The sequence below is a fragment of the Saccharomonospora xinjiangensis XJ-54 genome (genome assembly GCF_000258175.1).
GTDB lineage: Bacteria > Actinomycetota > Actinomycetes > Mycobacteriales > Pseudonocardiaceae > Saccharomonospora > Saccharomonospora xinjiangensis.
The window spans coordinates 625,133-646,902 of sequence record NZ_JH636049.1; the positions used below are offsets into that span (position 1 = coordinate 625,133).

The 21,770-nt window shown below is 70.9% G+C and carries 21 protein-coding genes; 6 read left to right on the top strand and 15 right to left on the bottom strand.

From position 1 onward, the window contains the following. Positions 1-229 precede the first annotated feature (229 nt). Positions 230-430 (bottom strand): hypothetical protein, encoded by a 201-nt coding sequence (locus SACXIDRAFT_RS23460; RefSeq protein WP_232285232.1) that lies wholly within the window; start codon positions 428-430, stop codon positions 230-232. A 93-nt stretch (positions 431-523) separates the two neighbouring features. On the opposite strand from SACXIDRAFT_RS23460, the gene SACXIDRAFT_RS23465 reads away from it, so the two are divergent. Continuing rightward, a complete protein-coding gene (locus SACXIDRAFT_RS23465) occupies positions 524-772 on the top strand; it encodes a hypothetical protein (RefSeq protein ID WP_232285233.1) in 249 nt (82 codons plus the stop codon). A gap of 158 nt (positions 773-930) precedes the next feature. Here SACXIDRAFT_RS23465 and SACXIDRAFT_RS23240 read toward each other — a convergent pair whose 3' ends face one another. From SACXIDRAFT_RS23240 to SACXIDRAFT_RS02395, 3 genes are all read right to left on the bottom strand, one after another. After that, a complete protein-coding gene (locus SACXIDRAFT_RS23240) occupies positions 931-1,092 on the bottom strand; it encodes a hypothetical protein (RefSeq protein WP_006236869.1) in 162 nt (53 codons plus the stop codon). After that, entirely contained in the window at positions 1,089-2,027 is a 939-nt protein-coding gene (locus SACXIDRAFT_RS02390; protein WP_006236870.1) for a universal stress protein, read from the bottom strand. The genes SACXIDRAFT_RS23240 and SACXIDRAFT_RS02390 overlap by 4 nt, the downstream gene beginning before the upstream one ends. Before the next feature lie 132 nt (positions 2,028-2,159). Continuing rightward, complete coding sequence (locus SACXIDRAFT_RS02395) at positions 2,160-3,053, bottom strand: universal stress protein (RefSeq protein ID WP_040922012.1); 894 nt, start codon at positions 3,051-3,053, stop codon at positions 2,160-2,162. A 218-nt stretch (positions 3,054-3,271) separates the two neighbouring features. On the opposite strand from SACXIDRAFT_RS02395, the gene acsA reads away from it, so the two are divergent. From acsA to SACXIDRAFT_RS02420, 5 genes are read left to right on the top strand one after another with little or no spacing between them, the layout of a single operon-like run. Then, the gene (gene acsA, locus SACXIDRAFT_RS02400) at positions 3,272-5,044 is read left to right on the top strand and encodes an acetate--CoA ligase (RefSeq protein ID WP_006236872.1); all 1,773 of its coding nucleotides are present in this window, start codon (positions 3,272-3,274) and stop codon (positions 5,042-5,044) included. Next, on the top strand, positions 5,041-6,006 hold the full coding sequence (pdhA, locus tag SACXIDRAFT_RS02405) for a pyruvate dehydrogenase (acetyl-transferring) E1 component subunit alpha (RefSeq protein WP_006236873.1): 966 nt from the start codon (positions 5,041-5,043) through the stop codon (positions 6,004-6,006). Before acsA ends, pdhA begins: the two co-directional genes overlap by 4 nt. Then, a complete protein-coding gene (locus SACXIDRAFT_RS02410) occupies positions 6,003-6,971 on the top strand; it encodes an alpha-ketoacid dehydrogenase subunit beta (protein ID WP_006236874.1) in 969 nt (322 codons plus the stop codon). Before pdhA ends, SACXIDRAFT_RS02410 begins: the two co-directional genes overlap by 4 nt. A 16-nt stretch (positions 6,972-6,987) precedes the next feature. Continuing rightward, positions 6,988-8,493, top strand: a complete 1,506-nt coding sequence (locus tag SACXIDRAFT_RS02415; protein ID WP_006236875.1) for a dihydrolipoamide acetyltransferase family protein — start codon at positions 6,988-6,990, stop codon at positions 8,491-8,493. Beyond that, positions 8,490-8,774, top strand: a complete 285-nt coding sequence (locus SACXIDRAFT_RS02420) for a phosphopantetheine-binding protein (RefSeq protein WP_006236876.1) — start codon at positions 8,490-8,492, stop codon at positions 8,772-8,774. The genes SACXIDRAFT_RS02415 and SACXIDRAFT_RS02420 overlap by 4 nt, the downstream gene beginning before the upstream one ends. A gap of 17 nt (positions 8,775-8,791) precedes the next feature. Here the strand turns inward: SACXIDRAFT_RS02420 and SACXIDRAFT_RS02425 are convergent, their stop codons facing one another. The 11 genes from SACXIDRAFT_RS02425 to SACXIDRAFT_RS23845 form a co-directional block, all read right to left on the bottom strand. Further along, complete coding sequence (locus SACXIDRAFT_RS02425; RefSeq protein WP_006236877.1) at positions 8,792-9,454, bottom strand: response regulator; 663 nt, start codon at positions 9,452-9,454, stop codon at positions 8,792-8,794. Continuing rightward, entirely contained in the window at positions 9,454-10,737 is a 1,284-nt protein-coding gene (locus SACXIDRAFT_RS02430; protein ID WP_006236878.1) for a sensor histidine kinase, read from the bottom strand. Before SACXIDRAFT_RS02430 ends, SACXIDRAFT_RS02425 begins: the two co-directional genes overlap by 1 nt. Positions 10,738-10,827: 90 nt before the next feature. Beyond that, entirely contained in the window at positions 10,828-11,577 is a 750-nt protein-coding gene (locus tag SACXIDRAFT_RS02435) for a class I SAM-dependent methyltransferase (protein ID WP_006236879.1), read from the bottom strand. Between the two features lie 99 nt (positions 11,578-11,676). Further along, on the bottom strand, positions 11,677-12,330 hold the full coding sequence (locus SACXIDRAFT_RS21735; protein ID WP_006236880.1) for a thioesterase II family protein: 654 nt from the start codon (positions 12,328-12,330) through the stop codon (positions 11,677-11,679). A gap of 295 nt (positions 12,331-12,625) precedes the next feature. Continuing rightward, positions 12,626-13,633: a zinc-binding dehydrogenase gene (locus SACXIDRAFT_RS02445; RefSeq protein WP_006236881.1), complete on the bottom strand. Its 1,008-nt coding sequence runs from the start codon at positions 13,631-13,633 to the stop codon at positions 12,626-12,628. A gap of 5 nt (positions 13,634-13,638) precedes the next feature. Further along, on the bottom strand, positions 13,639-14,502 hold the full coding sequence (locus SACXIDRAFT_RS02450) for a 3-hydroxybutyryl-CoA dehydrogenase (RefSeq protein ID WP_006236882.1): 864 nt from the start codon (positions 14,500-14,502) through the stop codon (positions 13,639-13,641). After that, the gene (locus SACXIDRAFT_RS02455) at positions 14,499-15,503 is read right to left on the bottom strand and encodes a 3-oxoacyl-ACP synthase III family protein (RefSeq protein WP_006236883.1); all 1,005 of its coding nucleotides are present in this window, start codon (positions 15,501-15,503) and stop codon (positions 14,499-14,501) included. Before SACXIDRAFT_RS02455 ends, SACXIDRAFT_RS02450 begins: the two co-directional genes overlap by 4 nt. Then, positions 15,500-16,834, bottom strand: a complete 1,335-nt coding sequence (gene ccrA, locus SACXIDRAFT_RS02460) for a crotonyl-CoA carboxylase/reductase (RefSeq protein WP_006236884.1) — start codon at positions 16,832-16,834, stop codon at positions 15,500-15,502. Before ccrA ends, SACXIDRAFT_RS02455 begins: the two co-directional genes overlap by 4 nt. A gap of 25 nt (positions 16,835-16,859) precedes the next feature. After that, the gene (locus SACXIDRAFT_RS02465) at positions 16,860-17,810 is read right to left on the bottom strand and encodes a quinone oxidoreductase family protein (RefSeq protein ID WP_006236885.1); all 951 of its coding nucleotides are present in this window, start codon (positions 17,808-17,810) and stop codon (positions 16,860-16,862) included. Beyond that, complete coding sequence (locus tag SACXIDRAFT_RS02470; RefSeq protein WP_006236886.1) at positions 17,810-19,033, bottom strand: FAD-dependent oxidoreductase; 1,224 nt, start codon at positions 19,031-19,033, stop codon at positions 17,810-17,812. The genes SACXIDRAFT_RS02465 and SACXIDRAFT_RS02470 overlap by 1 nt, the downstream gene beginning before the upstream one ends. Next, positions 19,030-21,696: a type I polyketide synthase gene (locus tag SACXIDRAFT_RS23845; protein ID WP_442852559.1), complete on the bottom strand. Its 2,667-nt coding sequence runs from the start codon at positions 21,694-21,696 to the stop codon at positions 19,030-19,032. Before SACXIDRAFT_RS23845 ends, SACXIDRAFT_RS02470 begins: the two co-directional genes overlap by 4 nt. Between the last annotated feature and the right edge of the window lie 74 nt (positions 21,697-21,770).

Genomic DNA, 21,770 nt, shown 5'->3' on the forward strand with positions numbered 1-21,770 from the left:
CAGCCCCAGCGCTATCCCAGCCAGCTTCGGTCGCTGAAGTCCTCGTCGTCTCCTTCAATTCGTCGATTCGTTCACCGAACTGCCGGATGCTTCCGGGCTCCGCTTTGAATCCCACTGCTCCCCCTTCCTTCAGTGACGTGTCGCCACATTTCTCCCGCGCGGCCGCATCGTATCGACTAGGCTTCGGCGGCGGACGGCTTTTCGAGACATCCAGGAGGAAGTTCTCATGTCAGTGGAGTCCGGCGTTGTCAGGATTCCGGCGGAACTGGCGGAACGGGGAGAACTTCCGTCTCACTGCGCCCGGCATGGCCGCCCAGCGGTTCGGCGCGCCGACTTCGCCTTGCAGTCCACGGTTCACATCGAAGGCAGCCGCGCCAGCCAGGTCGGCATTTTCGGTGCGCTGGGCATGGCCGAACGTCTCGGGCAGCACGCGCGCAAGGTACGGGTGACCCACCTCAAAGGATGGCCGTTGTGCGAGATCTGAGCGCGTACCAGAACGGTGTGGCTCGCCATCGCCGCCGTTTTGGCTGTCGGCGGCCTGCTGACCTTTGCCGGTTCCCTGGTCGCTGGAGCACTCGCGGAACACGGCACCGTGCGGTCGCTGGCCGCAGTGGCGATGGCCGGATTCGTCGTGATGATCGTCTCGGCTTTCCCCTACGCCAAGGGAGGTACGGCCCGGGTCATCGGCGCGAGCACCGCGCCCGAAGGCGGAGCGGTGCTGGTTGACAATCCCAGCCAGGCTTTCCTCGCCGAGCTAGAGGATCGATCGTAACGAAGAGTCGGCCCCACGCACACGGGATGGTCCGCGCGGGTTTCACTCCCGACCCGGCCTGTCCGCCCGCGTGCGCGGAGATCGGTCCGCCGACGCCCCGCGCCTCCCCGGTTCACCCACGGCTCGGCGTGGGGTCGGCGCGGTGACGCCGCCCGGCGTCATGCTCGTTTGCCCGCGCGCCGGGAGCCCGCGCCGAGGGCACCGATCACGTCGATGGCCAGGCACACGAACAGCGCGATGCCCCAGCTGTTCCACGGGCCCCAGGACGCCACGTCCGGGGTTCCCTGGATGAGCCAGACGATCAGCCAGATGAAGGTCACGGCGGCGTCTCCCCTCCGTGCGGGCGGGTTGTTCGCTGTCGCGGCCGGGTCACCGCGACGGGACACGGCGCGTGGACGACCAGCGTTCTGCTCGTCGAACCCAGCAGCATGCCGGGGATGCCGCCGAGGCCTCTGCTGCCGACGACCACCAGTTGTGCCCGCTGGCCGTGCGCGAGCAGGGCTCTGACGGGGCGGCCGCGCTCGACGATCGCCTCCACCTCGACGCCGGGGTGACGGCGGCGGCACCCAGCCAGCCGCTCGTCGAGCACGGCGCGCTCCTTCTCCGCGATCTCGGCAGGGTCGGCGGACACCGGGTGGCGGTGCGCGGTGGTGTCGAGAACGACGTCGAGAACGACATCGCCCCACACGTGGACCGCCACCACCGGAACCCGGCGCCGCTCCGCCTCGGTGAACGCGAACTCCACCGCCGCGACACCGGCCTCCGAGTCGTCCACGCCGACCACCACCGGGCCCTCGGCCGGTGGTGGGTCGTGGGGGCGCCTGCCGCGCACGACCACGACAGGGCATTCGCCGTGCGCGGCGAGCGCGACCGCCACCGAGCCGACGAGCAGCCCCTCGTAGCCGCCGAGACCGCGCGCGCCCACCACCACCGTCGCGGCATGCCGGGATTGGTCGAGCAGGGCGGTGGCCGGGGATTCCTCCGTGAGCACGGCCTGCACCTCGACCCCGGGCGCGGTGGCTTCGGCAACCTTCCCCGCTTCCCGAAGCCACCCTTCGCCCTGCCGCCGCAGCGCGGTCCCGACCTCACCCGCCACGATCCGCCCTGCGGCGTCACCGTGTTCCGGCACCCGGTAGGCGTGCACCAGTCGCAGCACGGCGCCAGCCCGTGCCGCCTCGGCGGCGGCCCACGCGACCGCGTGCAGCGCGGACGCGGAGCCGTCCACGCCCGCGGCGATCACGTCCGTGCCGGTCATCGCGTTCCCTTCCCGCCATGGTCCCGCTGGGTCCCGCCGTGGCGGCCACGGCGGGTCAGGTCCGCCTCCATGGTGACCGGGACACGGCATCCGGGGCGTGGGCCGAAAGCCCCGTCCGGTCCAGGGTCCGGCTCAGGTGTTGCGGACCACCAGAACGGGGCACTGCGCGTGATAGATCAGCGCCTGGCTGGTGGAGCCCAGCAGCAGTCCTCGGAAACCGCCACGGCCCCTGCTGCCCACCACCACCAGCGACGCGGTCTGCGAGCGCTCCAGCAGCTGATGGCGCGGCCGGTCCAGCACCGTCACGCGCTCCACCTCGACGTCGGGATAGTGCTCCTGCCAGCCCGCGAGCCGCTCGGCCAGCATGCGCTGCTGCTCCTGTTCCTGAGGGCCGTCCTCGACATAGACGCGCTGGGTGAACGTGCTGTCGTACTCGACGTCCAGCCAGGCGTTGACCGCCACCAGCGGCACACCCCGCAGCGCCGCCTCACGGAAGGCGACCGCGATGGCCTCCTCGCTCACCGGACTTCCGTCAACGCCCACCACCACGGGGCCGTCGAGCGGAGCCGTGGTGCCGTCCTCCCTGCGGCGGATGACCGCCACGGGGCATTCGGCGTGGCTCGTCACCGCCACCGCCGTCGAGCCGATGAGCCTGCCGAGGAAGCCACCGCGCCCCGACGCACCCAGCACCACCATGCACGCCGACGCCGATTCCCTCACCAGCGCGGGGACGGCGTCGTTGTCGATCAGCGCCGTCTCGACCCTGACGCCGGGTGCGGTGAGCTTCGCTTCCTGCTCGGCGGCGGCGACGAACTGTTTCGCCTCCGCCTCGATGCTGTCGCGCACTTCCTGGGTCGGCGGCAGTTCCGTGGCATAGCCGATCACGATGGTGTAGGCGTGGACGATGCGCAGTGCCCTGTTGCGCCGCGCCGCCAGGTCAGCGGCCCAGCGCACCGCGTCCAGCGAGTCCTCCGAGCCGTCGGTACCGACCACCAGCGGGCCTTCCGGGATGTCCCGAGCAGGCATTCCGCCCCCAATCATTCGATTTCTCAAGGATGACCCGAGTCTAGGAGCGCGACACCGCTCGCGATACCGGCGGAGGTCCCCGAGGGCAGGGACCTTGGTCCGGGATCGATCACCCGTCGCGCCGTGTCGAGCGCGGGGACTTCGGTGACTTTGTGCCCCGGAACCCGGCTCCGTTCAGCCCTGCCACGGCGCGGCGATCCGCAGGATCGTGTGCGGACATGGACTGGGCACCGATCCGCAAACCGCCCGAGGTTCGCGCGAGAGCGAACCTGCGTGACTACGCGACGGCGTGCCGCGACTTCGACTGGACCACGGCGCGGTCGGCCGTGTCCGGCCTGCCCGGCGGCGGGCTGAACATCGCGTACGAGGCGGTGGACCGGCACGCCGAGGGACCCAGGGCTGGGCAGGCGGCGCTGCGCTGGATCGACACCGCGGGCGGGGTCACCGAGTTCACCTACGCCGACCTCGCCGAGCGCACCAACCGGTTCGCTGCGATGGTGCGCGACCTCGGCGTGCGCCAGGGTGAGCGGGTGTTCACGCTGCTGGGCCGGGTTCCGGACCTCTACGTCGCGGTGCTCGGGTCGCTGAAGGCGGGCTGTGTGGTCTCGCCGCTGTTCTCGGCTTTCGGTCCCGAGCCCGTGCGGCAGCGGCTCGCCCTCGGCGAGGCGACTGTCCTGGTCACGACGTCGTCGCTGTATCGGCGCAAGGTGCGGCCCATCCGTGATCGGGTGCCGAGCCTGCGGCACGTGCTGCTGAGCGGCGCCGCCGGTGAGGGCGACCCGCCCGCGCTGGACCCGCTGCTCGCCGCGAGTTCCCCCGAGGCGCAGATCGCTCGCACCGCGCCGGAGGACCCGGCGCTGCTGCACTTCACCAGCGGCACCACGGGGGCTCCGAAGGGTGCGCTGCATGTCCACGACGCCGTGGTGGCCCACCATGTCACGGCCGCGTACGCGCTGGACCTGCGAGCAGGCGACATGTTCTGGTGCACGGCCGATCCGGGGTGGGTCACCGGCACCTCCTACGGCCTGATCGCGCCGCTCACCCACGGCGCGACACTGGTGAGCGACGAGGGCGACTTCGAGGCACACCGGTGGTATCGCGTGCTGGAGCAGCAGCGCGTCACCGTCTGGTACACCGCGCCCACCGCGCTGCGGATGCTGATGCGGCACGGCGGCCTCGCCGACCGCTACGACCTCTCGGCGCTGCGGTTCATCGCGAGTGTCGGGGAGCCGCTCAACCCGGAGGTGGTGGTGTGGGGCGAGGAGGCGCTCGGGCTGCCGGTGCACGACAACTGGTGGCAGACCGAGACCGGCGCCATCATGATCAGCAACTTCGCGGGTGAGGACATCAGGCCCGGCTCCATGGGACGGCCGCTGCCCGGCATCGAGACGGGTCTGCTCCGCCGGGGTCCCGACGGCCGCGCGCTGGTCACCGAGGGGCGGGTGCAGCAGGTGACCGAACCCGGCGAGGACGGCGAACTGGCGCTGCGGCCGGGCTGGCCTTCGATGTTCCGGGCCTACTGGAACGAGCCGGGCAGGTATGCGAAGACGTTCGCGGACGGCTGGTACTTGAGCGGCGACGTCGCCAGACGCGACGCCGACGGCTACTACTGGTTCGTGGGCAGGGCCGACGACGTGATCAAGTCGGCGGGGCATCTCGTGGGGCCGTTCGAGGTGGAGAGCACGCTGCTGGCTCACCCCGCCGTCGCGGAAGCCGGGGTGATCGGCAAACCCGACCCCGTCGCGGGCGAGCTGGTGAAGGCGTTCGTCGCGTTGAATCCGGGCCACGATGCCACCAGCGAGCTGGCCTCGGAGATTCTGGCTTTCGGGCGGAGGGCGCTCGGCGCGGTGGCTCCGAAGGAGATCGAGTTCGCCACGCAGCTCCCGCACACCCGCAGTGGGAAGGTCATGCGCAGGTTGCTCAAGGCACGGGAGCTGAACCTTCCCGAAGGCGATCTATCCACATTGGAAACGGCGGACGCCGCGCGATGACCGGAACGGATCGCGAGTGGCTGCTGCGGCAGATGATCCGCATCCGCCGCTTCGAGGAGCGCTGTGTCGAGCTGTACAGCGCGGCGAGGATCCGCGGCTTCATGCACCTCTACATCGGGGAGGAGGCGGTCGCCACGGGTGTGTTGCAGGCGTTGCGACCCGGCGACGCCGTCGTGTCCACCTACCGAGAGCACGGCCACGCCCTCGCCGCCGGTATCCCGATGGAGGCCGTTCTCGCCGAGATGTTCTGGCGCACCAGCGGATGCAGCGGGGGGCGCGGCGGGTCGATGCACCTTTTCGACGCGGGGCGGCGCTTCTACGGCGGCAACGCCATCGTCGGTGGAGGGCTTCCCGTGGCGACAGGGCTCGCGCTCGCCGACACGATGCGCGGCGAGTCGTCGATCACGGTGTGCCTGTTCGGTGAAGGCGCCCTCGCCGAGGGCGAGTTCCACGAAAGCCTCAACCTCGCCGCGCTGTGGCGGCTTCCCGTGCTGTTCTGCTGCGAGAACAACTACTACGCCATGGGCACAGCCCTGCGGAAGGAGCAGGCGCAGACCGACCTGGCGTTGCGCGCCGCGTCGTACGGCGTCACGGCCTGGCCTGTTGACGGTATGGACGCACTCACCGTCGCCGACGCAGCCCGGCGCGCCGTCGCCTCGGTGCGCGGCGGCTCCGGTCCCTGCTTCCTCGAACTGCGCACCTACCGGTTCAGGGCGCATTCGATGTACGACGCGGAGCGCTACCGCGAGAAGTCCGAAGTGGAGCAGTGGAAGCAGCGTGACCCCATTCCCCGGCTCGCCGAGGTGCTGCGTGAGGAGGGTGAGGTGGACGAAGCCCGGTTGGCGGAGATCGAGGCCGAGGTGTCGGCGGAGGTCGAGGCCGCTGTCGCGGCGGCCGAAGCCGGTGAGCTGGAACCCGTGGAGCAGCTCACCCGTCACGTCTACACGGAGCGGCAGTCGTGATCACCTACCGGGAGGCGTTGCGGGAGGGTCTTCGGGAGGCGCTCGCCGCCGACGACCGGGTCTTCCTCATGGGAGAGGACGTCGGCGCCTACGGCGGCTGCTTCGGCGTGAGTCTCGGCCTGCTGGAGGAGTTCGGGCCCGAGCGCGTCCGCGACACCCCGATGTCGGAATCCGCGTTCGTGGGGGCCGGTATCGGCGCGGCGCTCGGTGGACTCCGCCCCATCGTCGAGATCATGACAGTCAACTTCAGCCTGCTCGCGCTCGATCAGATCATGAACAACGCCGCGACGTTGCGGCACATGTCAGGCGGCCAGCTCGGCGTCCCCCTCGTGATCAGGATGACCACCGGGGCGGGACGGCAACTCGCCGCGCAGCACTCCCACAGCCTCGAAGGCTGGTACGCGCACATCCCCGGGTTGCGGATCGTCGTCCCCGCCACGGTGGCCGACGCGAGAGGCATGCTGTGGACGGCGCTGGAGAACCCCGATCCCGTGCTGCTGTTCGAGCACATCGCGCTCTACCCCGTCGCGGAGGAACTGGACGAGGGAGCCGGTGCGGTGGACATCGACTCGGCGGCGATCCGGCGGCCCGGCTCCGACGTCACCCTCGTCGCGTACGGCGGGACGGTGCGCACCGCGCTCGCCGCGGCCGAACGGCTGGCAGGCGACGGCATCGACGCCGAGGTCATCGACCTGCGGACTCTGCGCCCGCTCGACTTCGGCACCGTCCTCGACTCGCTGCGCCGCACGCATCGGCTGGTGGTGGTGGACGAGGGCTGGCGCACGGGCAGCCTCTCCGCCGAGATCGCCGCGCGCGCCGCCGAGATCGCCCTCTACGACCTGGACGCGCCGATCGAACGCGTCTGCACCGAGGAGGTTCCCATCCCCTACGCCAAGCACCTGGAGGACGCCGCCCTTCCCAGCCCCGACGGCGTCGTGGCGGCCGTGCGGAGGGCGGTGGGCTGAGGTGGCCGAGTTCCGGATGCCCTCCCTCGGGGCGGACATGGACGATGGAACGGTCCTCGAATGGCTCGTGGCGCCCGGCGACGTCGTGCGCAAGGGCGACATCGTCGCGGTGGTGGATACCAGCAAGTCGGCGGTGGACGTCGAATGCTTCGACTCGGGGACGATCGAGAGACTGCTCGTTCCGGTGGGGCGCACGGTTCCGGTCGGTACGCCGCTCGCGATGATCGGCACCGGTGAGCCCGGGGGGAAGGCCCCGGCGCGAGAGGAACCGGAACGGGCCGAGGCCCCAGCGCCGCCGCCCACGCCCGTGCCCCCGCCGACACCCGCAGCACCGCCCGCCCCCGCAGCACCGCCCGTGCCGCCACCCGCGCCGGAGCCTTCGCCCACGCCGACGACCGGCAGCGCACCAGCACCAGCGCCACCGCCGCCACCGCCCACCCCGAAGCCCCAGCCCACTCCGGCACCCGCGCCACCGTCAGCACCCACACCACCACCGACACCTTCGCCGCGCACGCCGCCGTCCGCGCCGCCCACGCAGGCACCCGCGGCGAAGGTGCCCGCCTCCCCGCCGGTGCGTGCCTACGCCAAACGCGCGGGAGTCGATCTCGCCGACGTGCGGGGCACCGGCAGGGGCGGTGCGATCACCCGCGCCGACATCGACAGGACGGCACCGGCACGGCCGCCACAGCCCGGCACCGGGGCCAGAATCTCCCCCTACGCCAGGCGGCTCGCCCGTGAGAAGAACATCGACCTGGCCACGGTGCCCGGGCCGGTGATCCACGGCAGGGACGTTCAGGCCGCCGAAAGCGCGACTGCCGAGGGCGAGCCCGCTGGGAAGGCACCCGCCGAGCGGGCCCCGCGAGCCGCGGCACGCGAGGCGATCGCGGCGCTGATGTCACGGTCCAAGAAGGAGATTCCGCACTACTACCTCGCCACCACCATTGACCTGGGCACGGCACTGGACTGGCTGCACGAACGCAACCGGCATGCCGGGGTTGACGACCGGATCATCCCGGCCGCGTTGCTGTTCAAGGCGACGTCGCGCGCCGCGAGCGCTGTTCCCGCGCTCAACGGGCACTGGATCGAAGGGCGGTTCCGGCCCTCGACGGTGGTGCGGCTGGGGGTCGCGGTGTCGCTGCGTGGCGGGGGGCTCCTGGTGCCCGGCATCGATGACCCCGGCGCGAGGCCGCTGGACGAGGTGATGCGCATGCTCACCGACGTCGTGGCCAGGGCACGCGGCGGTCGGCTGCGGTCGTCGGACCTCGAACCGGCCTCGCTCACCGTGACCAACCTCGGTGAGGGCGCGGAATCGGTGCAGGGAGTCATCTACCCGCCGCAGGTGGCGCTGGTGGGTTTCGGGGCGATCGTCCGGCGGCCCTGGGCGGTGGGCGACCTGCTCGGGGTGCGGCCTGTGGTCACCGCGACGCTGGCCGCCGACCACAGGGCGAGCGACGGCGCGACCGGAGCCCGCTTCCTCGACACCCTCGACCATCTGCTGCAACGGCCGGAGGACCTGCGATGAGCACGACACCGCCGACACCACCGACACCGCCGGCACCACTGTCGCCCGACCAGGCTCGCGAAGCCGTGCGCGCCGCGCTGCTCGGGATCGTGCCCGACGCCGAACTGGACGACCTGCGTCCCGACGAGAACCTCCGGCAGGCGCTGGAGCTGGACTCACTGGACTTCCTCACCTTCGTGCGAAGGCTGGCCGGGGACACGGGCAGGGACATCACCGAGGACGACTACCTCAGGCTGGAGACCTTCGACTCGTGTGTGGAGTTCCTGACGTCCAGTAGCTGACGACCCCGCACCCGAGGTCAGCCCGGTGGGCGGACGAGACCGACCTCGTAGGCGAAGATCACCGCCTGGGTGCGGTCGCGAAGGCCGAGCTTGGCGAGTATGCGGCTCACGTGGGTCTTCACGGTCTGCTCGGCGATGACGAGGCGGTCGGCGACCTCGGCGTTGGAGTGCCCGCGCGCCAACAGGGTCAGCACCTCGGTCTCGCGGTCGGTCAGCTCGTCGAGGCGCACGCGCGGCGGGAACCGGGGCGCGCCGAGCCGGGCGAACTCGGCCACCAGCCGTTTGGTCATCGCCGGTGACAGCATGGCGTCGCCCGAAGCGACCACCCGCACCGCGTTGGCCAGCGTCGCGGCTGAGGAGTCCTTCAGCAGGAAACCGCTCGCGCCGGCCCGCAGCGCCTGGAACACGTACTCGTCGAGATCGAAGGTGGTGAGCACCAGCACCTTGGTCTCCGCGTCGCCGTCACCGGCGATCACCCGGGTGGCCTCGATACCGTCCAGCACGGGCATGCGCACGTCCATCAACACGACGTCGGGCCGCAACTCGGCGACCTTGCGCACGGCGTCGCTGCCATCCACCGCCTCACCGGCCACCTCGATGTCCTGCTGGGAGGACAGCAGCACCGTCAGTCCTTCCCTGACCAGTTCCTGATCGTCGGCGATCAGCACCCTGACAGCCATCACCGGTCACCGCCGCTCAACGGCAGCACGGCCTCGATGGCGTATCCGCCGTCCGGCGTCGCACCCACGGTCAACTCTCCGTTCAGCATGCCCACCCGCTCTCGCATCCCGACGATCCCGTGCCCGTTCCCCCTCGCCGCGTTCCGGGAAGGACGCGTCACCGCCGGTCCGTTGGCCACCCGCAGCCGCAGCCGCGACGGCCGGTATTCGATCTCGATTCCGACGTCGGCTCCCGGAGCGTGCCGCAGGACGTTGTTCAGGCCTTCCTGGACGATCCGGTAGGCGGACAACTCCAGCCCCGAGGGCAGCGTGACCGGATCACCGGAGACCACCGTGGTCACGCGCAACCCGGCATTTCTGACCCCCGCGACGAGGTCAGCGACCCTGCTCAGCGTGGGCTGCGGCGCGGAGTCGGCATCGTCACCTCCCGAGCGCAGGACACCGAGCACCCTGCGCAGTTCCGTCAGCGCGTCCTGGGCGTGGGTTCTGATGGTCGCGAAGCTCTCGGTGAGCCGCTCCGGCGGATCGGCGACGCGGTAGGGCGCGGCCTCGGCCTGAATCGCGATGACCGACATGTGGTGTGCCAGCACGTCGTGCAACTCGCGGGCGATTCGGCTTCGTTCCTCCAGCACGGCACGCCGCTGCTGCTCGGCCGCGGTGAGCGCCCGCTGCGCCTCGAGGCGCCGCGACGCCTCGGCGCGACCGCGCACCGCACCCGCGGCGACGAGGACCACCGCAGACAGCATGCCCAGCTCCTCGACGGCCGGGATGTGATCACCGGGTGGCATGCGTCCCACCACGATCACTCCGGCGGCCAGTGTCAGCACCCACATCTCCACGAGCACCCTCGGCCGCACTCGCAGGCCGACGAACCCCAGCACGCACAGGTGGGTGAGCACGCTCGCCTCGGGCCACAGTTGTGTTTCCTCGCCTCCGCCGACGGGTGTGCTCGTCAGCACGAGCACGAGAAGGGACGACCACATACCCGCGATCGGGTAGGGCAGGCACAGCAGCAGAGGGGCCGCGTGCAACGCGCCGAACACCACCGCTCCCGCGACGGGCACGGCCTGCATCGACTCCACGCCGTGGGCCGCTCCGAACGCGGCGAGAATGACGGCGAGCAGACCGGCCAGCGACCACGGCAGCCAGCGTGCCGTGCCCGCGGTCACGAACGGCCATCGGACAGTGCCCTGCGACCGGTCCCGCGACACCGGGTTCAGATCACGCGCCACCGTCGTCACGGCCGCGACGACCCGCGCTGTCGGCGAACGACGCACCGGCATGTGGTGTCCTCGATGGTCGGGGTGCAACGGTCGGGGCCAGTCTGCCGCAGGCCGGGTCGTCACCGCCACGGCGCGACCACCGTCGATGGATCAGTGGGAACGGCCATGTGGCGCACCGGGACCGATCCTGAAGAACACCATCGGATTGCGGTGGCCGCGATGCAGTGGCCGGGTGAGTCCCGCCTTCCGCCGGAACTGCGAGATCCGCTCGTGGACGTCCGGGGCCGCGGCGCGGGAGGCGGTGAACTGAGGAAAGCGCCGCCGTTCGAGCCAGGAGAGCAGCACCGCGCCCTCGCTCCACGGCAGCGGGCGACGGCGGTGGAACACGTCGTGCACGGCCACCTCGACGCCGCATCTCAGCCCCGGCATGACCTCGGACAGGTACCATCGCGCGAACCTGCCGGTGTGTTCGGCGTCGATGAGCAGGTAATCCACGTCGCTCACCCAATCCCGGCACAGGGTCCGCGCGTCGCCCTTGCGGAAGGTCCAGCGCCGCGCCAGCTCGCGCGGCACGGTGTACGGGGCGGCGTCGAGCAGGTCCATGCTGAGCAGCCTGCCTTCCCCGTTGTCGCGCAGCGCGCGCAGAATCCACATGGTTGACCAGCCGTGCAGAGCGCCGATCTCCACCACCCTCGCCGGGCGGAGTCGCCGGATTCGCAGGTAGAGCAGTTCGGCCTCGATATCGTCGAGCTGCGCGATCAGGCCCCGCTCGTGCTCCTCGCGCTGCTCGTCGCGCACGGCGAGGAGTGAGTCGAGATACCTGTCGTAGAGCTGCACGGCCGATTCGGCGCTCAGGCCGGTGAGATCGGTGACGTCGGTGAGGTCGCGTGGTCCGGTCATGACACCTCTCCTCGCGTGCTGAGCCGGTACTGACTCGAACGCTACGGCCGGCTGCGGGTGGCCCGCGTCCCCCTCGGGAACTCACTTCGCCGGTAGTACTCAGGTAGGGGGTGGGATGATCCGGTCACGGATGGTGGTGACCACGGTGGCCGCACAGCTTTCCAGGAAACCGGGTCCCCCGCCGAAGACCTCAAGGACGAACTCACCGCTGGTGCGCTGCCGCAGCGCCGACATGCGCTCGATCGAGGTGCCGGGATCGTCGTCGCCGATGAGGGCGAGAATCGGGCAGGTCAGCGTCGTCTCCGGTTTTCCTGTCTGCTGCGAGAACCAGCGCAGATAGGCGAGGTCGTAGTGGTCGAGCGGCGGGCTCGACCGTCTCCGAATCGGTCCTTTGTAGCCGATCTCGTCGCAAGCGGGCCGGGCATCGTCACAGGCCACGATCAGTCCTTCGAGGACGCCGCCCTTCGCTTCCAGCAGCCTGGCGACCTCGAAGGCGACGAACGCACCGGGGCCGTGCCCGAACAGGCGCATCGGCAGGCCGGTGAGAGATCGCACCGATGGCAGTGCATGGACGGCCAGTGCCCGCACATCGCCCTCGGCCAGTGCGTCGTGGGGGAACTTCACCGCGAGGACTTCCACCTCGGGGGCCATCATGCGGCTGGCCGCGCGGTGGAACTCCTCGGGAGACTCCGAGCCGGGAAAGCACACCAGCCGGGCCCGCGCGCCCGGCCTTCGGGGGAATCCGACGATCACAGGGCCTCACCGGGCCCGGTGAGGGCCAGCACCTTTCGGCGGCGCGGCAACGGTACTGGTCGGCATGAATCCCCCCAACTCGACAACTGATCAACACTCCGCCGCGCGGCTGCCGGTCAGGCCGTGACACCGCGGCGACCGGCGCATCACGGCGCCGGAGGCGGGCGGCGCTCGGCCGCGCCGCTCACCGTCTTCCTCACACACTGTCACGACCGGTGCGGCCGGAGCCGCCGAACGGCATCATTCCGTGCTGTTCGAGACCATCCGGCGCCCTGCGGTACCCTCCCGGCCGGTGTCACCCGTCCCCCTGCGACAGTCCGGGGACGACGAGCACCTTGCCTGCCGCGCCGGATTCCAGAGCCCGGTAGGCGGCGGCGGCCTCGGTGAGAGGGAATCTGGCCGCCACGGGCGAGAGCACCTCCGGTCGCTCCACGGCGAGGTGCAGCGCCTCGCCGATGAGCGCGGTCACATCGGCGTAGTCGTCCACATAGGCTCCGGCGTTGAACTTGGTGACGAACACCCCTCCCGCGTTGAACAGGTCGGCGAACTCGGTGCCCGCGACCGCGCCGCTGAGCTGCCCGTAATTGATGAGACAGCCTCGTGGCGCGAGCATGGCGAGGCTCGTGCGGAACGTGGAGCCTGCCACGGGGTCGAAGACGGCGTCAACGCCGCGTCCTCCTGTGGCCTCGCGGACCTGGACCGCCACGTCCCCGGCCGTGCGGTCCACGATGTGCGCGGCCCCGAGGAGCGCCGGGATGTCCACCCGGTCGCCCCCGGCGATGCCGATGACCTCCGTCCCGTTGCGGGACAGCCAGGCGACCAGCAACCGCCCCACCGCGCCCGCCGCGCCCCACACCGCCGCGCGCCTTCCCGTGAGCGGCCATACCCTCGTCAGCGCACCTGCCGCCGCTCCGGCGTGCGCGACCGACGCCGCCTCCTCGAACCCGAGGCCGTCGGGGATCGGGACCAGCCGCTCGACCGGGACGACCACGTGGTCCGCGCACGAGCCGAGCCAGCCGGTGCCGCACACACGGGACCCCAGCGCGACCCCGGCGCCGTCACCGGCCGCGACCACGGTTCCCGCCGCCTCGACGCCGACGGCGAGCGGGAACGGCATCGTCACCACGTACCCGCCGGAGCGGATGAGGCTGTCGGCGTGGTTGAGTCCGGCTGCCTCCACGCGGACGAGCGCCTCACCCGGCCCTGGTTCGGGCAGGTCCTCGACGGCGACCTCGATCACCTCGGGGCCACCGGGCCGCTGCGCTCGCGCGATCCGGCGCTGCCGGACTTTCGTGCTCTGCATCGTGTTCATCCCTCGTAGGAGTAGAAGCCCCTGCCGGACTTCTTGCCGAGCAACCCGCCGTCCACCATGCGAGCGAGCAGGGGCGGAGCTGCGTAGTGCGGTTCCCTGAACTCGTCGTAGAGCCCGGCGGCGACCGCCGCGAGCGTGTCGAGTCCGATCAGGTCGGCCAGCCGGAGCGGGCCCATCGGGTGCGCGCAGCCCAGCATCATGCCCTTGTCCACATCCTCGACGAGCGCGAAACCGGATTCCACCATGCGCATCGCGGCCAGCAGGTAGGGCACGAGCAGCGCGTTGACCACGAAACCGGCGCGGTCCGGGGAGCGGATGACCTCCTTGTCCAGCACCTTCACCGCGAACGCCTCGACGCGATCGACGGTGCTCTCCGAGGTGAGCAGCGACCCGGTCAGCTCGACCAGCGGCATCGCGGGCACCGGGCTGAAGAAGTGTGTTCCGAGCACCTGTTCCGGCCTCGCCGTCGCCCTGGCCAGTTTCATCACCGGAAGCGAGGAGGTGTTGGTCGCGAGGATCGCCTCGGGGTCCTCGACGATCCGGTCGAGCCTGGCGAAGAGGCCGAGTTTGAGCGGCTCGTCCTCGGTGACGGCCTCGATCACCAGTTCGCGGTCGGCGAGGTCGGCCAGCTCGGTGGTGAAGGTGATCCGGCCGAGCACACCGTCCTTGTCCTTCTCGCTCGTCCGTCCCTTGCGCACCGCGCGGTCGAGCGAACCGGTGAGCCTGTCCCTTCCTCGCCGCGCCGAGTCGTCCGAGCTGACCGCGACGAGGACGTCGATACCCGGTCTGGCGCACACCTCGGCCAGCCCTGACCCCATCAGGCCGCAGCCGACGATGCCGACCCTGCTGATGTCGCTCACGCGGTCACCTCCGTCGTCCACCGCAGCAGGCAGTTGCCCACCGCCATTCCCCCGCCGAATCCCGTCAACAGCACCAGTTCCCCGTCCTTGAGGCCGCCGGAGCGCGCGGCGTGGTCGAGCGTGACCGCCATCGACGCCGCACCGGAGTTGCCGTACTCGCCGACGGTCAGGTGTGTGGTCGCGTTGTCGAGGCCGAGCCGCTCGCCGAGCTTGCCGAGCAGCACACCGTTGGCTTGATGCGGCACGAAGTGGTCGATCTCCTCGGCCCTGACCCCGGCTCGCGCGAGCAGTTCCTTCACCGTCTGCGGCACGGTGCCGAGTGCGAACTCGGTCACGTCCCTTCCCCTCATGCGCAGGACGTGCCCGACCTCGTCCACCGTCTCGTGCGAGGCGGGGCGCCTGCTGCCGCCAGCCTCCACGACCAGCAGGTCGGACAGTTCACCGTGGCTGATCAGGTCCGTCTCGACGATGCCGTAGGGGCCGGGGACGGGCCCGAGCACGGCCGCGCCCGCCCCGTCGGACAGCAGCACCGTGGTACTCCGGTCGTGCGGGTCGATGAAACGTGACCACACATCCGCGCCCACCACGAGCGCGTAGGCGCCCGGCCTGCTCGACAGCAGACCCCTGGCCACGGCAAGTGCGTAGACGAACCCGCTGCACGCGATGTTGATGTCGAAACACGCCGCGTGATGCGCGCCGAGCGCCCGCTGCACGAGGCACGAGGTCGGTGGCAGCGGGGCGTCCGGTGTCGAGGTGGCCACGATGACGTAGTCGAGCCATTCGGCGGGAAGGCCCATCCGTTCCAGTGCCTCGGTCGCCGCCGCGATGGCGAGGTCCGAGGTCGCCTCCCCCTGCGCCGCGTACCGGCGGGAACGGATCATCGTCTTGCGTTCGATCCAGTCGGGGGTCACGTCGAATCGGGGGGCGAGGTCGTCGTTGGTGACCTCGGTCGCGGGGACGGAGGAGCCGGTGGCGAGTATCCCGGCCGCTGGGGCGATCACCGCGCCATCACCCCCAACGGGTTGAGCCGGTCCTCACCGATCCTGGCGCGCTTGACCGGGTCGGTGACCCCGAGCCCACGCTCTGGCGCGACGCAGAGCACGCCGACCTTGCCGATGTGGCGGTTGGCCTGCACGAGGCGGCCCGCCTCGCCGATCTCGCCGAGCGGGTACACAGTGGACAGCACGGGCATGATCCGCCCGAGGTCGATGAGCCGGTTGCTCTCCCACTGCTCCTGAAGGTTCGCCGCGTGGCTGCCGATCAGCCGCTTCAGCTTCATCCACAGGTACCGGTTGTCGTACTCGTGACGGTAGCCGGTGCTCGACCCGCAGGTCACCACCACACCACCCCTGCGGACGACGAACATCGAGATACCGAAGGTGGCGCGCCCGACGTACTCGAACACGATGTGCGGGTCCTCGCCGGTCTCCCTCCGGATGATCGCGCCGAGCCGCTTGCCAGCCGCGACGACGCTCGCCGGGTCGGTGAGGTCGTCACCGATCCCGATCTCGGAGCGGTTGATCACCACGTCGCAGCCGAGTCTGCGCAGGCTTTCGGCCTTCTCCTCGGACCCGACGACCCCGACCGGGATGCCGCCGCCCTGCTTGACGAGCTGGGTGGCGTAGACGCCGAGCCCTCCCGCGGCACCCCAGATCAGCACCACGTCGCCCTGCTTCATCCGCGCGCCACGGTCGCTGACCAGCATCCGGTACGCGGTGCCCGCGCAGGCGGGCGTGCTGGCCGCCTCCTCCCACGTCAGGTGTGCGGGCTTAGGGATGAGCTGGCTCGCCCGCACCACCGCGTAGTGCGCGAGGCCGCCGAAGTTCGTCTCGTAACCCCACGCCTTCTGTCCCTCGCCGAGCATGCCGTCGGCGTGGGTGACGGCCTCCTGATCGTCCACCTGGATCGGGCTGGCCAGCACGTGATCGCCCGGCTGCCAGCGCCGCACGCCGACCCCGGTGCGCACGATGACGCCCGCGGCGTCGGAGCCCAGCACGTGGTACGGCTGGTCGTGCCGTGCCTCCCAGCGCCCGCGCTTTCCGTACGCTTTCAGGAAGCTGAAGGTCGGCACCGGCTCGAAGGTGCCGGACCACACGGTGTTGTAGTTGACGGAGCTGGCCATCACCGCGATCAGTACCTCGTCGGGCGCGAGTTCGGGCATCGGCACCTCGCCCACCCGCAGCGACTTGCGGACGTCCTTGTCCTCGACACCCTTGAACATGTCGATGTCCTCGACCCGGGTGTGGGCGGCCAGGTAGGTGTCGGGAACGGGGAGGCGTTCGAGGTCCTCGGGGGAGGCACCGTGCAGGGCGGCTTCGGCAAGAACGTCCATGACTACCTTCTCTCTTTCGCTGGTTTCAGGGAATGACGACGAGGCGCCTGCCACGCACCTCGCGCCGCCACGCCGGGGAGATGTCGGCCAGCGGCACCGGTTCGGTGTCCACGCGCACCAGCCCACTCGCGGCGTGGCCCAGTACGGTCGCGTGCAGGTCGCAGATGAACTCGATGGGCGGGGGCGTTCCCGCGCCCATCGTCACCCCGGTGCGGCGCAGCGCACCGGCCTGCAACGTGATCTCCTTGCCGGCGCTGTTGCCCAGCTGGAGGTAGCGGGTCTCCGAGGAGATCATGAACCGCCGGGGCAGCGCGTCGAGGAGGACCTGTGCGGGGCGGCCCCACAGGTAGTCGAGCACGATGTCGAACCCGGCATCTCCCGCCGCCTCACGGAAAGCGTCGCCAAGGTCCTCATCGGACTGTCCGAGTGCGATGGTGAGGTCGGCACCGTACTCTCCCAGCGTCGCGAGGGCCGCCTCGTCCCTTCCCGCTGCCACGATCCTGCCCGCACCGAGCAGCTTCGCGACCTGGATCGCGGTCCTTCCCGCCACGCCGGTGGCGCCGAGCACGAGCACGGTCTCCCCAGGCGCCAGCTTGGTGCCCCAGGTCAGCGCGCTCCACGCGGAGAGACCGGGGTTCATCACGGCGGCCGCTGTCACGTCGTCGATCTCGTCGGGGATCGGGGTGCAGAACCGCTCGGGCGCGACGGCGTACTGCGCCATCGTGCCGAACGGCGCGCGGCTCACGCCAAAGGAGATCCGGCTTCCGTCCTCTCGCCTGCCGATCCCCTCCGTCCCGCAGATGAACGGCACCTCCCTGCCACGGCTGAAGTCCCGGTCCGACGCCACCCAGCGCGCCAGCGGGGTGAGCGCCGCCGCCGTGACCTCGACCAGCACCTCACCGTCGCGCGGTTCCGGCTCGGGGAAGGTGTCGAACCGGGGGATGCCACCGAACTCGTGCAGCACAGCCGCGTACATCAACGCCGCCCTCCCGCGACCGTGACCAGATCGGCGGGCTCGGCCAGGTCGTTGTTGAGGTAGTTGCTGGAGTTGCGGACCTGCGCCTCGTTGAACTTGGTCACCGGGAGCAGCTTGCCGACGCGCCTCAGCAGCCACGGCGGCATCGGAACGGTTTTACGCCCGAGCATCCTGGCGGCCTTCTGCATGCCCCGCACGCGCCGGATGCGGGCCTGCTCGTAGGCGCGGATTCGGGCGACGACGTCATCGGAGCCCGCGACCGCCCTACTGAGCACCCAGGCGTCCTCCAGTGCCTGGCTCAGGCCCATGCCGACGCGGGGCGGCACCACGTGTGCGGCGTCGCCGACGAGGGTCACCGCTCCCTTGCCCCACTGGGTGAGTTCGCGGTGGATGATGTGCGGGAAGACGCTGACGTCCTCGTCCCGCATCGCGGCCAGCAGTTCCGGGAGTCCCGGTGCCGTCCACGACCCGAACCGCGCCCGCAGGTTGGCCACGGCCGAGCCTTCGCCGGCGAGCGAGCCGGTGTCGCCCGGCGCGCCGGGAGGGAGGACGTCGCCGTCGGAGAAGGGCAGTTCGAACGCCCAGTACACCTCGCCGTCGCCGACGGGATGCATGACGCAGATGCCCTCGTCGCCGAAGACGCTGTGCACGGCGTGTCCCTCGGCGAAAGCCCCTGGCAGCCGGGTGATCCCATGCCAGGTGGCGTCCCCGAGGTACACGGCTGGGTCCTCGCCGAACAACGCCGTCCGCACCACCGAGCGTTGCCCGTCGGCGCCGATCACGAGGTCTGCCTTGGTCTCGGTGCCGTCGGCGAAGGACACCGCCACCGGACCGTCTTCGGTGTACTCGATCCCGGTACACCGCATGTTCACTCGCAATGCGCCCTCGGGAAGCCGTGCGGCGAGGCGCTGGGCGACCCGGCCGCGCGAACCGACGAGCACGGGCGCTCCGTGGCGTTGCGCGATCTTCGACAACTTGACCCGGATCGCCCGCGACCCGTCGCGGAACAACCCATCGACGGAGTCCATCCTCGCGCCGAGTCCGTCGAGGTCAACGCCGAGTTCCCGCAGCAGGCCGGTGCCGTTGGGCAGGAGCAGCACACCGTTGCCGCTGGCGCGGATCTGGGGAGCCTGCTCGTACAGTTCGATCTCGTGTCCCGCTTCGGCCAGCCAGATCGCAGCGGCCATACCGCCGAAACCGGCACCGATGATGACGACCTTCATGTCCGCGAACCTTCCGTTCGTGCCGTCCGGTGCGACTCGCGCAGCCACGTTTCGACCGCGCTCGCCGTGGTGTCGGCGTGTTTTTCCAGGATTGAGAAGTGATCGCCGGGAACGTCCACGGCGTGGTGCGGCAACTCCCAGAAGGAGCGCCAGTCGGTGTGATGGGGGTTCTCCTCGTCCAGCAGGTCAGGGGAGAACGGGTCGAGCGCGCTCAGCAGCACGGTGGGTGTGTCGATCGGCTTCGGCCGCCACCCGTCGAAGATCCGCGAGTAGCCGCCCATCGCGGCCAGTCGGATGTCGCTGAGCAGGTCGAACCCGCTTTCGCGGTCGGCCATCGCGCCGCCCATCGCGTTCGCGACGCCCGTTTTCGCCATGTGTTCCGGCGAGGAGCTGTCCATCAGCACGACGGCAACCGGTGCGATGTCGCCCCGTCGTTCGAGCTGGTAGGCGATCTCCTGGGCGAGCCAGCCGCTCGCCGACCTGCCGACGAGCACGAACTCACGATCGCCCGCGCGCTGCCGCACGGCGTCGGCATGCATGAGCGCGAGCGCCTCGATGGTGTCCGGAAGCCGCTGCCCCTTCATGAAACCGGGTTCGGGGATGGCCCAGACCTCGCGCGGGTGCTCGAAACTCGCGGCGAACCGGGCGAACTCGTGAGGACCGGCGACCGGCGCGAACGAAGGGAAACAGATCAGCAGCGGCCCTTCCCCGCCCTGCGCGAGCCGGACCGTGGGCGGAGCCTCGTCGAGATCGTCCACAGTGAATGCCGGGCGCAGGCGCGAGGCCGCTTCGAGCAGCTTGACCGACTCCTCGATCTTGCCCAGTTCGCACGCCTGCCAGTACAGGGCGGCCAGCGGCCCGGCCGCGTCGGAGTCGAGTGTGGCCGAAGGAAGCACCGGTGTGGGGTCGCTTGCCGCGGTGACCTGTTCCGCGAGGTGCGCGGCCAGCACGGCGGGGTTCTCGAAGTCGAAGACCAACGTGGCGGGCAGCGGCAGACCGGTGGCGGTGGTGAGGTGGTTGCGCAGTTCCATCGCGGACAGCGAGTCGAAACCCTGTTCAAGGAACGCGGTGTGGGGTTCCACCGCAGCGCCGGAGGTATGCCCCAGCGCGGTGGCCGCGTGTGCTCGCACAAGGTCGAGCAGCGCGGACTCGCGGTCGGGACCGGACATCGCGGCCAAATCGTCGAGCAGCGAGGCACCGGCACTCGCCTCCGTGGCCCTGGCGGCTCTGCGGGTGCGCACGAGCGCGGACAGCACCGGTGGCAGGCTGCCTGCCCGCGCCTGCTCAGCCAGCACCCCTCGGTCCACGCGCATCAGCACCGGAACGGGGTCCTCACCACCGCACGCCGCCGTGAAGGCCGACAGCGCGTCGCCGGTCTCCCACGGGACGGCACCGCCACGGGTGATCCTGGCGCGATCCTTGTCGGCGAGCCTGCCCGTGATGCCGCCCGGCTCTTTCCACGGTGCCCACGCGAGCGCGGTGGCGGGGAGCCCGAGGTCGCGGCGGCGCCGCGCGAGCGCGTCGAGTACCGCGTTGGCCGCGGCGTAGTTGCCCTGTCCAGGGCTTCCCACCGTCGCCCCCGCCGAGGAGAACATCACGAACGCGGTGAGGTCGAGACCCTCGGTGAGCTCGTGCAGGTTGAGCGCCCCATCCGCCTTGGCGCGCAGGACGGCGTCGAACTTCTCCGGGGTGAGCGAGTCGAGGAGTCCGTCATCCACCACGCCTGCGAGGTGCACCACGCCGCGTAGCGGGCGCGACGCGGGGATGCCGCCGAGCGCCCTGGCGAGAGCGGCCCGGTCGGCGACGTCGCAGGCCACCCACGTGATCTCGGCCTCGGCAGGACCGGTGTCGTCGGCGGAGGCGTCGAAGGAGTCGGGGTCGCCGGTCGTCGCCGTTCGGGAGAGCAGGAGGAGGTGCCGGACGCCGTGCTCGGTGACCAGGTGCCGGATCAGCCTGCGGCCGAGTCCCCCGGTGGCCCCGGTGACCAGGACGGTTCCTTCGGGATCGAAGACTGTCGCCGCGCTCCCAGCGTCCGTGGCCGCCGCGGTGGCGGTGAGCAGACGCGGAACGGACACCTCCTCGCCCCGGACGCGGGACTGCGGTTCGGCACTCGCGCAGGCGTGCAGCAGCGCCGAGGGCGCCGCCGCGTCGTCGGTGTCGATCAGCACGAACCGGCCGGGGTGCTCCAGTTGCGCCGACCTGACAAGGCCGCCGACAGCGGCGCAGGCCGGGTCGGTGCTCGCCTCACGAGTCACCAGCGCGAGACGCGACCCGGCGAATCTGGGCTCGGCGACCCACTCCCGCAGCAGGTTCAGCACCCACGCCGTCGCCTCGCGCACGGCGGAACGCACCTCGCCCGCCCACGGGCCGCAGGGCACCACGACCACGTCCGGCACCGGTTCGGGCACCTCGGCGAGGCCGGAGCACGACGTCACGGCCACACCGGCCGATTCGAGGTGGACACCGATCTTGAGCTCGTCGGCACCGGCGACGGCCAGCCGGTCCGGCTGAGTGGTGCCGCCCGTGCCCACGGCCCGCCACGCGAGACGCAGCGCGGAGGCCGCTCGCTGCCTCGGCGGTTCGCCGAGTGTGATCGCCTCGGCGGCCAGCACCGGCGCTCCCGTCTCGTCCCACAGCTCGGCGGTCAGCGAGCGGCCGTCCATCGTGGACAGTCGCGCTCTGACCGTGCGCGCTCCGGTGGCCCACAGCGTGACACCGCGCCAGGTCAGCGGCACCA